The organism is Natronococcus sp. A-GB7 (genome assembly GCF_029688865.1).
Lineage (GTDB): Archaea > Halobacteriota > Halobacteria > Halobacteriales > Natrialbaceae > Natronococcus.
The window spans coordinates 133,227-146,063 of the sequence record NZ_JARUKV010000011.1 but is presented as its reverse complement, the minus strand read 5'-3'; the positions used below and the strand labels follow the sequence as shown (position 1 = coordinate 146,063).

Annotated in this window: 16 protein-coding genes and 1 tRNA gene; 11 read left to right on the top strand and 6 right to left on the bottom strand. The window is 58.7% G+C overall.

The annotated features are described in order from the left end of the window. Window position 1: 1 nt before the first annotated feature. From QA609_RS12160 to QA609_RS12130, 7 genes are all read left to right on the top strand, one after another. Window positions 2-1,207: a GTP-binding protein gene (locus QA609_RS12160; protein WP_278302876.1), complete on the top strand. Its 1,206-nt coding sequence runs from the start codon at window positions 2-4 to the stop codon at window positions 1,205-1,207. Continuing rightward, window positions 1,207-2,508 carry a GTP-binding protein gene (locus QA609_RS12155; RefSeq protein WP_278302875.1) on the top strand — a complete coding sequence of 434 codons (1,302 nt, stop codon included), beginning with the start codon at window positions 1,207-1,209 and terminating at the stop codon, window positions 2,506-2,508. Before QA609_RS12160 ends, QA609_RS12155 begins: the two co-directional genes overlap by 1 nt. 52 nt (window positions 2,509-2,560) lie before the next feature. Beyond that, a complete protein-coding gene (locus QA609_RS12150; RefSeq protein WP_278302874.1) occupies window positions 2,561-3,148 on the top strand; it encodes a molybdenum cofactor biosynthesis protein B in 588 nt (195 codons plus the stop codon). A 101-nt stretch (window positions 3,149-3,249) separates the two neighbouring features. Next, complete coding sequence (locus QA609_RS12145) at window positions 3,250-3,378, top strand: hypothetical protein (protein ID WP_278302872.1); 129 nt, start codon at window positions 3,250-3,252, stop codon at window positions 3,376-3,378. Window positions 3,379-3,450: 72 nt separating this feature from the next. Continuing rightward, window positions 3,451-3,525, top strand: a tRNA-Ile gene (locus tag QA609_RS12140). Between the two features lie 232 nt (window positions 3,526-3,757). Next, on the top strand, window positions 3,758-3,988 hold the full coding sequence (locus QA609_RS12135; protein WP_278302871.1) for a hypothetical protein: 231 nt from the start codon (window positions 3,758-3,760) through the stop codon (window positions 3,986-3,988). A 9-nt stretch (window positions 3,989-3,997) separates the two neighbouring features. Beyond that, window positions 3,998-4,414: a PIN domain-containing protein gene (locus tag QA609_RS12130; RefSeq protein WP_278302870.1), complete on the top strand. Its 417-nt coding sequence runs from the start codon at window positions 3,998-4,000 to the stop codon at window positions 4,412-4,414. Window positions 4,415-4,677: 263 nt separating this feature from the next. Here the strand turns inward: QA609_RS12130 and QA609_RS12125 are convergent, their stop codons facing one another. The 3 genes from QA609_RS12125 to QA609_RS12115 form a co-directional block, all read right to left on the bottom strand. Then, entirely contained in the window at window positions 4,678-6,045 is a 1,368-nt protein-coding gene (locus QA609_RS12125) for a permease (RefSeq protein ID WP_278302869.1), read from the bottom strand. Window positions 6,046-6,209: 164 nt separating this feature from the next. Then, window positions 6,210-8,492, bottom strand: a complete 2,283-nt coding sequence (locus QA609_RS12120) for a heavy metal translocating P-type ATPase (RefSeq protein WP_278302868.1) — start codon at window positions 8,490-8,492, stop codon at window positions 6,210-6,212. 103 nt (window positions 8,493-8,595) lie between these two features. Beyond that, a complete protein-coding gene (locus tag QA609_RS12115; protein WP_278302867.1) occupies window positions 8,596-9,252 on the bottom strand; it encodes an AsnC family transcriptional regulator in 657 nt (218 codons plus the stop codon). Window positions 9,253-9,320: 68 nt separating this feature from the next. Here QA609_RS12115 and QA609_RS12110 point away from each other — a divergent pair, with 68 nt between their 5' ends. From QA609_RS12110 to QA609_RS12100, 3 genes are all read left to right on the top strand, one after another. After that, window positions 9,321-9,527: a cation transporter gene (locus tag QA609_RS12110; protein ID WP_278302866.1), complete on the top strand. Its 207-nt coding sequence runs from the start codon at window positions 9,321-9,323 to the stop codon at window positions 9,525-9,527. Between the two features lie 12 nt (window positions 9,528-9,539). Next, window positions 9,540-9,902 (top strand): SHOCT domain-containing protein, encoded by a 363-nt coding sequence (locus tag QA609_RS12105; RefSeq protein ID WP_278302865.1) that lies wholly within the window; start codon window positions 9,540-9,542, stop codon window positions 9,900-9,902. 480 nt (window positions 9,903-10,382) lie between these two features. Then, complete coding sequence (locus tag QA609_RS12100; protein ID WP_278302864.1) at window positions 10,383-10,838, top strand: type IV pilin; 456 nt, start codon at window positions 10,383-10,385, stop codon at window positions 10,836-10,838. Window positions 10,839-10,865: 27 nt separating this feature from the next. Here the strand turns inward: QA609_RS12100 and QA609_RS12095 are convergent, their stop codons facing one another. From QA609_RS12095 to QA609_RS12085, 3 genes are all read right to left on the bottom strand, one after another. Next, window positions 10,866-10,997, bottom strand: a complete 132-nt coding sequence (locus QA609_RS12095) for a hypothetical protein (protein WP_278302862.1) — start codon at window positions 10,995-10,997, stop codon at window positions 10,866-10,868. A 37-nt stretch (window positions 10,998-11,034) separates the two neighbouring features. Next, the gene (locus tag QA609_RS12090; protein ID WP_278302861.1) at window positions 11,035-11,241 is read right to left on the bottom strand and encodes a hypothetical protein; all 207 of its coding nucleotides are present in this window, start codon (window positions 11,239-11,241) and stop codon (window positions 11,035-11,037) included. 185 nt (window positions 11,242-11,426) lie between these two features. Beyond that, window positions 11,427-11,702 carry a PadR family transcriptional regulator gene (locus QA609_RS12085; RefSeq protein ID WP_005554427.1) on the bottom strand — a complete coding sequence of 92 codons (276 nt, stop codon included), beginning with the start codon at window positions 11,700-11,702 and terminating at the stop codon, window positions 11,427-11,429. A 408-nt stretch (window positions 11,703-12,110) separates the two neighbouring features. On the opposite strand from QA609_RS12085, the gene QA609_RS12080 reads away from it, so the two are divergent. Beyond that, complete coding sequence (locus QA609_RS12080; RefSeq protein ID WP_278302860.1) at window positions 12,111-12,830, top strand: queuosine precursor transporter; 720 nt, start codon at window positions 12,111-12,113, stop codon at window positions 12,828-12,830. The last annotated feature ends 7 nt before the right edge of the window (window positions 12,831-12,837 follow it).

Sequence of the window (12,837 nt, the reverse complement as noted above, 5' to 3'; positions counted from 1 at the left end):
TATGAGCAAAGAACACATCCCAGTGACCGTACTGAGCGGCAGCCTCGGGGCTGGCAAGACGACCGTACTCAACCACGTGCTAACCGCGGACCACGGCCTCGACGTCGCCGTCGTCGTCAATGACATGGGGGACGTCAACGTCGACGCCGAACACGTCACTCAGCAGTCCGACCTCGGCGGCGAGGAGGAGGTCATCGAGATGTCCAACGGCTGTATCTGCTGTCGGCTCCGCGGAGACATGCTCGACGAGGTGGGTCGGCTGGCCGACGAGCGAGAGTTCGACTACCTGCTGGTCGAGTCCTCGGGGATCTCGGAACCGATCCCGGTCGCCCAGACGTTCGCCATGGGGTTCGAGGACGCGTCGTTCGATCCGACCGACACCTACGAACTCGATACGATGGTGACGGTGGCCAACGCCCACAGCTTCTGGGAGTCGTTCGACTCGGGCACGGCGCTCGCGACCGAGACGCCGGCCGGCGAATCGGGTCGAGTCCCCGAAAACGTGCTCCTCGATCAGATCGAGTTCTGCGACGTCCTCCTGCTCAACAAGTGCGATCTCGTCCCTGACGACGCCCTCGAAGAGATCGAGGCCGTCCTCGAGCGGCTCCAGCCGCGTGCGAAGATCGTTCGCACCGAGTTCGGCAACGTCGATCCCGACGAGATTCTCGGTACCGAGCGGTTCGACTTCGAGAAGGCGTCGAACTCCGCGGGCTGGAAACACGAACTCCAGCACGAACACCACCACGACCCCCAGGAAGAACACGGCGTTACCTCCTTCGTCTACGAGCGCGACCGCCCGTTCCACCCCGAACGGATCGCCGACCTGCTCTCGGAGCTACCCGACGAGCTGATCCGCGCGAAGGGGTTCTTCTGGAGCGCCGGTCGAGAGGACGTCGCGATGGGCGTCGACAAGGCTGGCACCTCCGTGCGCGCGGGCCCGTCGGGACAGTGGCTCGCGAACCTTCCCGAGGCCGAACGCGAGCAGTTCTTCGCCGCCCGGCCCGGCCTCGAGGAGGACTGGGACGAGGAGTGGGGCGATCGCATGACCCGCCTCGTGTTCATCGGTCGGGAGTTCGACGAGGAAGCGTTGATCGAGCGACTCGACGACTGCGTGCTCACCGATTCGGAGATGGACGACGACTGGTCTACCTACGCCGATCCGTTCGAACCGGAAGAACGACGTGAGCTCGCGCTCGCGAACGAGTAATGGCCGTTCCGGTTACCATCCTCTGTGGCGAGCTCGGCGCCGGGAAGACGACGCTGCTCTCGAGGCTGCTCGAGACCGCGGACAGCGAGATCGCCGTCCTGGTCAACGACGTCGGCGAGGTCAACGTCGACGCCGACCTGGTGGAAGCGCGCACCGATCTCGAGACCGGCGACGAGGTCGTCGCCCTCGAGAACGGTTGTATCTGCTGTAGCCTCGGCGGCGAACTCTCGCGGGCTGTGATCCAGCTCTGGAAGGAACACGAGTTCGACCACCTCGTGGTCGAAGCCTCCGGCGTCGGTGAGCCCGAACCGATCGCCCGACAGTTCGTCCGCGGTCCAGCGGGCGGTCCCTACGACCTCGAGGCCGTCGTCACCGTCGTCGACGCCAGGCGGTTCCACGACCGGTTCGCCGACGGCGACGACGTACCGGTCCAGCAGGGAGCCGACGAGGAGGGAACGCGCCCCCTCTCGGATCTGGTCCTCGAGCAGGTGGAGTTCTGCGATCTGCTCGTCGTCAACAAGTGCGACCTCGTCGACGACGAGGAACGCGAACGCGTCGTCGCCCTGCTCGAGACGCTCCAGCCGCGGGCCGAGGTCGTGACGACCGAGTACGGCGACCTCGAGCCCGACGTGTTGCTCGGAAGCGAGCGCTTCGAGCTCGAGACGGTCCGGGACTCGGCGGGCTGGAAGCGCCAGATCGAGTCCGACGCCGAGGAAGGTGAGTACGAGCACGATGATCACGATGCGAAACACGCTCACGATCACGGCGGCGAGGACGAACACGACCACGGCGACGAAAACGGCCCTGCTCACGACCACGCCCACCCGCCAGAACGGTACGGGATCGAAGTCGAGGGCTACCACCGCCGTCGGCCGTTCCACCCCGAGCGGTTCGTCGACCTCCTGCGGTCGCTCCCCGACGGACTGGTTCGCGCGAAGGGGCTCACGTGGATCGCCGGCCGCGAGGACCAGGCGATTACGATGAGCACCGCCGGAACGGAGATCACGCTCGAGGTCACGGGCCGCTGGATCGCCAGCTTCTCGGAAGAACGCCAGGAGACGTACCGACAGGGCCAGCCCGACCTCGCGTGGGACGAGGATCACGGCGACCGGGAGATTCGGCTGGCGCTCATCGGCCGCGACGTCGACTGGGTGGCTCTCGAGTCTCGGCTCGACGACTGCCTGCTGACCGACGAGGAGATGGAGGCCGACTGGAGCGACTACGAGAACCCCGCACCGACGGCGATGGGCGAGACGGTGCCGATCTCGAGCGTCGACAGCCCGGAGGGTCCGTCCCGATGATCACACCGCTTCGAGGGCAGGAATTATCGCCCTCCGGTATGGAGGTACCCGTATGACGACCGATCGCGCAGACCGGCGGAGCACCGACGACCACGGCCACGACATCATCGACCCGCTGTACGTCGGGATCGTCACGGTCTCGAGTTCCCGTGCCGCCGAGGCCGACGCCGACCCCGACGACCCGGGCGGCGACACGATCCAGGAGTGTTTCGAGGACGCGGGCCACGAGATCCAAGAGCGCGTGCTGGTCCGGGACGACTACTCCGCGATCCGCACCGCGGTTCGGAGCCTCGTCGCCCGCCAGGACATCGACGTCGTCTGCACGACGGGCGGTACCGGCGTCACGGCCGACGACGTCTCTCCCGAGGCGACGTCGTCGCTGTTCGAGCGCGAGCTACCCGGATTCGGCGAACTCTTTCGGTCGCTGTCCTGGGACGAGGTCGGCACCCGGGCGATGGCTTCGCGAGCGACCGCGGGGATCGCCGTCGATACGCCCGTCTTCTGTCTTCCCGGGAGTACGGGCGCCTGTAGCACGGCCTGCGAGGAACTGATCGTCCCCGAGACGCCCCACCTCGCGGGGCTGGCGACGCGACACCGTGCGAATACGACCGAGCAGACGCTCGACGATTACGAGGAGTAGCGCGTCCCGGATCCGCGTTATTATCTCGCTATCGGTCGCTAGCAGCCATCAGAACGCCTGAAACAGGCTTTATTGGCGTCGCGACCTCAGTGTTATATGCTATGTGCCACCACTTCGAATCCGTCGACGAACTCGACGCCGAGGAACGGGCGGACGTCCTCGAGTCTCATAGCGACGCGGAGCTCGAAGCCGAGCTGAGCGCCGAGGAACTCGAGTCGCTGACCGCGTAGTCGAACCGCCGCTTTTCGCAGGCAAAACAGACAGCAAGCGTTAACTATTGTGACCGGGTTCGTTCGACTCGAGGGCCCTTAGCTCAGTCTGGTTAGAGCGCTCGGCTCATAACCGAGTGGTCGATGGTTCGAATCCGTCAGGGCCCATGGTACCCGTAAAATCGACTCTCGGAGTACTGAAACGTCTAAATTTGGCATTTAACTTGTTTCCGGGTGAGGGGATCATCCAGAATGTGCAGGGTTCTGAGCCAGTGGAATTTGGCATTTTGTAGGTCTATCGACTCGAACTCTCCCGTCCTATCTAGTGCGAGGAACTGAATGTCACTTGACACGGGATGCACCGAAAGACACAGTATTCTGTGTGCCCATAGACTCCTGTATGCCCAGTATCACGGTTAACGTGGACGACGCCCTCAAAGAGCGGATGGAACAGCACCCGGAGATCAACTGGAGCGAGGTCACGCGACAGGCCATTCAGGAGAAGATTGAGGCGCTCGAAATGATGGACGAACTCACCAGCGAGAGCGAACTCTCCGAGCGCGACGTTCAGGAAATCGCCGACAAGATCAACGAACGTGGACGCAAGCGCGTCGAAGAAGAATCGGAGTAGACTCGACGAATGATGCTGGTCATTGACGCCAACGTCGTTATCTCTGCACTCATCGCTGATTCGAAGACGCGAGAACTCATCGTTACACTCGAACCAGATCTTTTGACGCCCGCGTTCGTCCACGACGAAGTCGAGAGCTACGAAGACCTGATCGTGGAGAAGTCCGGACTGGAACCGGACCGAGTGGCACAATTTATCGACCTCCTGTTTCAGTACATTGAGGTCGTTCCTGCCGACGACTTCTATCCGGCTATCGAGAGGGCAGACGAAGCAATCGGAGACACCGACCCCGATGACGTGCTGTACCTCGCGTGTGCGATCGCCAGCGATGGGGCCATCTGGAGCGACGATTCTGACTTTGACAAACAGGACCTAGTCGATACGTACTCGACGAGTGACGTGATCAACTCGTTTGATACGCTCTAACTCGGCGGATCAGGCTCTCAGTCCCACGCGCGCACTCGTAGAGATGACTCATCGCTGATCGCCACTATACAGCACCCCAAATCGGTCAGTATAGCCATACGGTGTAATGCGTGAAATTGAATATATACGTCTACTGGCAAAAACAGCGTGCAACATCCAGAGCATGGATTCAGAAAACACCCGTTGAGGACGAATAACCGGGCGAGACCGACCGTAGGGACTTTTTGCGCGCTCAAAAGAGGGCCCGTTGCAAGGCAAATCAATCACAGATACGATTCTGGTGACTCCCGGAACTGTGCCCGTGAATCGTCGCTTTCGAAGTAGTAGATAGATTCGTCGTGTACCGTACAGTAGTCCGCTTTCTTAACCGTAATGTCGGTTCCGGTGACCGGATCCTCTACGGCGCGATCGCCGGGAGCACCTTTTCTCCCTCTTATGAGCAAAGCGATGAACCCGACACCAATCATCAGAAACAACACGTTCAGAATTGTTATAGGCTCGAACCCAAGAATCGTCACGCCCTCGCCCGTTGGTTCTAATGCAGTATCTGGGATGAGACCGACCGCCGCGAACAGGTAATACACGATGAATCCGGTCGTCGCCATCGACACGAAGAGGATGATCGAAATACGCGTCCCAATTTTCTTCCCCCAAATCTTCCGATAGATCCGGATCAACTGCGGGACGATCAAATCGGCGTACAGGAACGCGATGACGCCCGCAAATGCGAAACCCGATTCCCACAACACGGCAGCAAGTGGAACGTTCCCCATCGAACCGACGAACGTCGCCACCGAGATGAGCGGGCCGAGTACGCTATTATAAGCAACCTGTGTCACGCCAGCACCGCCGCCCTCGAACAGAAGCGTCCAGATGGTCTGGGGAACAGCGGCGGCGATAAGTCCCGCCAACAGGAACCCAATTGCCAGCTCCTTCCAGAGCATTTTGAGATCCTTTTTTGTCTGATTTGCGGCTTCAACCCACCCGTTCAACGACGTGACCTTCTCCTGCCAAGATGTCGTATGAGTGTCTGGGTTCTGCTCGAAGAGCCGCTTACACCCGTCCGAGCAAAAATACACTGTCTCGTTTTTGTGTTCGACGGGAATCCCGTTTTCACGGTTGAGACGCATTTTGCAGACCGGGTCCGTGACGACCGGCTGTTCCTCCTTGAGGAGGCGTTCTCTAGCCCGTTGTGTCTCATCGTACGGTATCCAGAAATGCACAAGTGCGATGGCAACCAGAATGAAGATCGGTGCTCCGACCGCCTGTGCAACCGCAAACTCCCAACCCAACAGCGCCCAGATGACGAACGTAAGCCCGATAACGAAATTCGTCGATGCGATCTTGAAGGCGACCGTCGGGATGATGTGTGCGCCCTTCTTGAACAGCGTTTTCGTCGCAGCGATGTCCCCGAACGAGCAGGACGTTGAGGCAGTACCGAAGCCCATCGCATAGAGAACGGATTTCGGGCTGGCTTCACCCATATAATTGACCATCCCCTCCTTGGAGACGAATGCTTGAATCGCGCCTGAAATCATGAATCCCAACAACAAGGCCCACAGCGCCTGCCAGAGGAAATCGACGGCGAGATAGAGCCCTTCTCCGACTATTTCCAGTACTGCTCCGATCATCTGTTCGTATTACCTGAATGCGATTCCATCATGCCTATTGTTATCAGTTCTGACTCAACGAATCGTGATATTCCACGGGTTCTTCTCCAGTGTGGGTTCAACGAGTGTATTCCCATTGTGTTTGTCAAATACGTGTTCTAACTGTAAGAGATGAGTACGGTCTCCTACAGTTCGATTTTGCTGAGTCGGGCAGAGTTTGTGATCACCGAGAGGCTCGAGGTGAACATCGCCACGACCGCAATGACTGGGTGCAACAACCCGAAGAACGCGATCGGAATCGCGAGCGTGTTGTAGATGAACGCCCAGAACAGATTTTGCTTGATTTTCGAGAAGATGTGCTCCGAGAGGGTGAACGCGTCCACGAGCGCACCAAGCGAACCGCGGACGAGGCTCACGTCACTCGATTGAATGGCAATATCTGTCCCGGTACCGATGGCAACACCAACATTTGCTTGTTTTAGGGCTGGTGCATCGTTGATTCCGTCACCGATCATCGCTACTTCCTTCCCCTCATCTTGCAATTGGCGGACTTTGTCGATCTTGTCCTGCGGAAGCACCCCTGCCATAACCCGAGCAGGGTCGATATTTACTTTGGCAGCAATCGCTCGGGCCGTCCGCTCGTTGTCTCCCGTAATCATCCACGTCTCGATGCCGCGGTCGTGCAACGTTTCGATCGCCTCGTAGGAATCGTCCTTGATCGTGTCAGCAGTGCTCACCACCCCGACAATCTCGTCTTCGATGCCGACCAAAACCGTCGTCTTTCCTTCCTCTTCGAGTTCGTTTAACTTGGACTCGTAGAACTGCGGAAGCTCGATCCCAACTTCGTCGAAGAACTTCACGTTCCCCACGTAGACTGTCCGACCGTCGATGACTGCTTCGATCCCTTTACCGGGAACGCTGCCGAAGTCACTCAACGCTGCGAGTTCTATCCCCTGCGTTTCAGCGTACTCGATCATAGCCTGTCCGATCGGGTGTTCGCTCCCGCGCTCGGCCGACGCTGCGAGCCGCAGGACTTCACGTTCCGCATCCCGTTGTTCACCGTCTAACATTCCCCCGTCTGCACGAACGCTGGTATCGTCACCGACAACAACATCAGTCACCGAGTGATTCCCTTCAGTGATCGTCCCGGTCTTGTCGAGAACGACCGTATCGATATCCTTCATCGTCTGGATCGCCTCGCCGTCGCGGAACAGCACGCCGTTCTCGGCGGCCTTGCCGGTTCCAGCCATCAGTGCCGTCGGGGTCGCCAGTCCGAGCGCGCACGGACAGGCGATCACCAGTACGGCAACCGAGGCGAAGATGGCGAGCGTCAGCGGTTCAAGCGCCAGATCGACCCATGGCAGCCACGCTCCAACGCTCGCCACCGTTTCCATCGCACCCGGAATCACGATCCAAAGGACGAACGACAGCGCGGCAACCGTCAGCACTGCCGGCACAAACACGTTGGTAACGCGGTCAGTTAGCGCCTGAATCGGCACTTTCGTTCCCTGTGCTTCCTCAACCAACTCGACGACCTGCGAGAGGAACGTTTCGTCGCCGACTTTCTGTGCTTCGGCCTTGAGGAGACCAGCGCCGTTGACCGTCGCACCAATGACATCATCCCCTTCTTCCTTGCTCACGGGATCGGATTCTCCCGTGACCATCGATTCGTCGACACTACTGCGTCCGTCCACGACGACGCCGTCAACTGGGACTTTCTCACCCGGTCTGACAACCATCACGTCGCCGACTTCAACATCCTCGATAGGAACTTCGACTTCCTCCCCATCTCGCTCGACGCGGGCGGTTTCCGCCTGCATCGAGACCAGTCCCTCGATCGCGGCACTTGCTCGACCTTTGGCTCGGTCTTCGAGGTACGTGCCGACGAGGTGGGACGCCATGATCATCGCACCGACGCCCGCGTAGTTCTCCACTGGCGTAGCGAACACCATCACTCCGGTTGCCCACGCCGCGACGGTGCCCAGCGCGATCAACGAGTCCATGTTGAACGTGCCGTTTTTGATGGCTCTGATCGCAGACGCGTGGGTCGTTCTGCCGTAATAAAAGACAACTGGCGTGGCGAAGATGAGCAGCAGAACATCGATCTGGAAGCCTGATAAGAGATCGAGTGGTGTCCACATGAACACCATCAGAAGGACAATCGGTGAGGTGACAATCCACGCCCGGATTGCCATCCGCTTGATCGTTTGGAGTTCTTCCTCATCCTCCAGTTCGTCGTCTAATAGCTCGTCACGGACTCCGTATCCGACATCCTCGACAGCTTGGATGAGTTGCTCCTGTGAGACACTCGAGTCGTGGCTGACGTCCGCACGTTCGGTTGCGAAATTGACCGAGACGTCGTCGACGCCATCGACGCTCTCGAGACTCTCTTCGATTGTTGATGCACAGGTTGCACACGACATCCCCGTTAATGAGAGATCAGTCCGTTCCTGTGGGGTTCCTGGCATTGGGGTTCACCTCATCTGTATATACGGGCTACTGTGCTATGTCCATTTTCAGTAATAAAGCAAAGATTCGCATAGGGTAAATCTTCGAATCGAAACCCCCGAGTCAACCGGAATTGGACTGAAACTCTTCAAATTCTCGCTCGTATGTACTTTTGCAAGAGGGGCAGCAGAATGCGAGGGTTCGTTCGCCGATTGTAGCGGTGATCCCGTCACTTTTCACAGTGTTGTCACACACTTGGCACGGTAACGAGAACTCTGCTTTGTCGAGTTGTTGTGTCCACTCGTACTTGTCGATCATCTCGAAGTCGATATCCGCTACGTGTTCTAACTCTATCTCCTCCTGAAGCCACTCGATTGGATTGCCCTTCGGGGCGTTTCCATAGACGACGATCGTGCCGTCGTATTGTTTGAACGCGTGTTCGACACCAGCGAGTGAACACAGACGCTGATAGAGTTCCTCGGACTCGTTTGGATGTACATCGAACTCGATCATGATCGGGGTTCGTTGCTGCAGTTTGAGTCGGTCGATATCGATAGTGAATTGCCTAATGACGCCCTGTTCTTGCAGTCGGTCGATTCGATCAGACACGGCAGGTGGGGAGAGATTCACCGCCTCCGCAAGCTCGTTGTATGGACGACGAGCATCTTCAGCCAGCAACCGGATGAGCTCTAAGTCGGTCTGGTCGAGATCTCGTTTGTCTCTTATATGCTGGTATAGCCGCCATCGAGTATTCAAATCACAGGCTAATTCTCGCAACATTTGGCACCTCCCCACTGTAGAATTTTAACAAAAATGGGGATAAATGGGTAGCACGTAGAATAACGTGTATGAGCCAACGAATTACAGTGTCCGGAATGAGCTGTGAAGGCTGTGAAGAGAGTGTCCAAGAAGCACTAACCGCCGTTTCCGGTGTAACGGCTGTCGACGTTGACCGAACAACGGAGGCAGCGAGCATCGAGGGATCGGCAAGTGTCGATGAACTCGTGGCTGCTGTTGAAGGGGCAGGTTACGAGGCTGGAGAAGCCGATACATGAGGTGAATACGGTATGACTCAAACAGAAGGTTTAACGCGAACGATACTGCTGGTACTGCTTGGTCTCCTAGCTATCCCACTGGTAATGATGATAGTAATGATGCCAATGATGGGCGCGTTCGGCTGGTCGCATATGAGTGGCTGGATGTGGGACAGTTCCGGTGGGTGGTTGGCGATGGTTCTGATGATGGCTATCCCTTTACTCATCGTGATTGGAATCGGATACCTTGTCTACCAGTCACTTGGTACGGAGACTACTGAGCAAACAGACGAGGCGTTGGAGGAACTTCGGCGAGTATATGCACGGGGAGAGATATCCGATGAAGAATTTGAGAGGCGGCGTAAGAATCTGCAACAGGATACCGAGCCAGCATAGTGGAATCCCACTGTAACGGGCTGTTTGAATCTTCGCTACACCTTTCATTATAATTAACCAGTCTGATATGGCTGAATCAGAAGGACACCTCGTGCAAGGTATGGGCTGTGTATTCATCACGACTTTTCGAAGAGATACACTGATTGGTAGAAATCTCAGCGATCAGCTGAGTAGGGGTTTGAGCGCTTCTTTCTTCCAATAACAGCTAGCTGACCTCCCAGTACATTTTGGATGTTCCCCGTCAGGGCCCATGGAGCGAGCCGAGCACCGCTCGAGGCTCGCGAAATAATTCCTGGCGGTTCGAATCGGACGACGGCTCGCTTCGTTCGCCGTCGGCGTCGCCACCACCGCTGAATTATATAAACGATAACGGCAGTACGTGTCCCCGAGACCGCGTTCGCCCGCCGACGGTGCGATCGACGGGGTGGGGACGTCTCACCGTGTCCAGTCGCGCCGTGGCTGTCGGCGCGGGATACAGCTATGGACTCGAACGCATCTGCACGGAACGAACGTGGTAGCGAAGACGAACGAGCGGTCTCGCCGGTTATCGGGGTCGTGCTCATGGTCGCGGTGACGGTCGTCCTCTCGGCCGTGATCGCGGGGTTCGTCATGGAGATGGGCGACGGTATGGAGGACTCGCTGGAAGCGACGGGCGCGGCGTCGTTCGATTTCGACGCGGACGAGGGCACGATGATCGTTTCTATCGTCTCCGAGGGAAACGCGGACGAGTGGGAAATCGTGGGTGATATCGACGAGGGTGCCGCGAACGAGATAGACGGCGCGGGCGAAACCGTTACTCTCCACTGCGGGGACGACGACGACGACGAAGCGTTAGGTTCCGGCGGGACGGTCAGCGTCACAGCTTCGATCGACGGCGGTAGCTCCACCGTGATCGGAAGCGGAGAGTACGACTGTAGCGACACCGACGGCGACTAGTCTCGTCTGGTACTCTCGGTCTCGAGGCTATGGGAGGGCGTCGACGTACTCCGTTGACGACGTCAGCTTCGACGAGCACCCAGAGACCGTGACAGACCACGGCGAGGAGTTCGTCCGTCGAGAGCCGTCCTCGAGCAACTCGAGTGCGTCGTCGTCCATCGGAAGGGTGTCGGCGCCGACCGTCCCGTGGGGACGATCAGCGCGTCGTACTCGTCTCTCCTCGAACGCCCGTTCGGTCGCGTAGCCGCCGGCCCGGCTCGAGGTCGTTGCTGACGGTTTCGGCCTCGCCGGTCTCGGTGCCGAGCACCTCGACGGTCGTGCCGGCATCGATGACGGCGTTTCGAGGGTCGTGAACTCGAGACCGTCGCCGCCCCTCCGGTGTAAAAACGATTCCGACCGTCACTTCCTCGAGGCCAGTAGAGTCGCTTATCGGGAACGCTGAGGGTACGAACGCTGACGCGGACTGTACTTGCCGCTGCAACCGTTCGGTCGCGGCTACTCCGTATCCGTCGGTTGCCTCGAGGCCGGTCGTCGAACAAGAGAGCGATTCCTCTGTGGACTCCCTTCGGAACGGTCGGAGCCGATCGACTACGTGTCGACGTACTGTGATTCCCAATCGCGCCGGTTCTCGATCGCTTCGTGGCCCTCGTCGCTGATCGCGTAGTAGTTCGTTCGGCGATCGAGTTCTCCCTTCTCGACGAGTTCCTTGTTGACGAGGGTATCGAGGTTCGGATACAATCGCCCGTGGTTGATGTCGCTACTGTAGTAGGTCTCGATCTCTTCTTTGATGTCCTGGCCGGATGGCTGGTCCGCCCCTGCGATGACGTACAGGAGATCACGCTGGAAGCCGGTCAAATCGTCCATAGGTTACCTATCAACCCCTACCAGAGACACTCTATTTGTTATCAATCACGTATTACGTCCGTTGCAGCGGTTGGTGATGCACTAGGCCGTTTGCAACTGGCGTGATGGTAGCTATACGCTCCGTAATCGGTCGATACACCGATCGTTTCCGTTACATCCACTCTCCCGACAAAACATGCCACACACCCATCAAAGCACCCGAATACAGTACCTTGGACTTCGAAACAGTCACTTAGCAATGTTTTATCGCCGTTGCAGATGGTTCGAAACTCGAGACTGTTTGCGTAAATCGAACGGTACCGAATATATTTGGTATTCTGAGTAGGTTCCGCTCTAGTGGACATCGAACCGGGGAACGCGGATGACGAGACGGTACCGTTTAGCGTTCCGACTCGAGAGATGTGACGCATGGACGACCGTCGTGGAGCGCCGTCGATCGCGCAGGTTTCGCTGATTGGACTGTTCGTTGCGGCACTCGTTACCGCTCAGCTGACGGCATCGAAGGTGCTCGCGTTCGATCTTCCCGTCGCCGTTCCCGTGACGGGTGCGGAACTCGTACTCCCCGGTGCGGCCCTCGCCTACGCGCTCACCTTTCTCGCGAGCGACTGCTACACCGAACTGTACGGACGCCGCGCGGCCCAGATCGTCGTCAACGTCGCGTTCGCGCTCAACTTCGTCGTGCTGGCGCTGGTCTGGTCGACCATCGCGGCGCCGGCAGCCGAGACGAGCGTCGACCCCGACGCGTTCGCGACGGCACTCGGCGCCTCGACCAACGTCGTACTCGGCAGCCTGCTCGCCTACCTCGTCAGCCAGAACTGGGACGTCTGGCTCTTCCACCGGATTCGGGATCGGACGGGACGCGAGAAGCTCTGGCTCCGAAACCTCGCGTCGACGGGGACCAGCCAGGCCATCGACACCGTCATCTTCGTCTCGATCGCCTTCGCGATCGCACCCGCCGTACTCGGCGTCGGCGAGGTGCTTCCCCTCGAGGTGTTGGCTGCGCTTGCGCTCGGTCAGTACCTGCTCAAACTCGCGATCGCAGTGCTGGACACGCCCATCGTCTACGCCGTCGTCGCGCTCGTTCGCTCACGGGAGCCCCACGACGCCGAAGAGTCACACGTAGCCTGATCGCCCG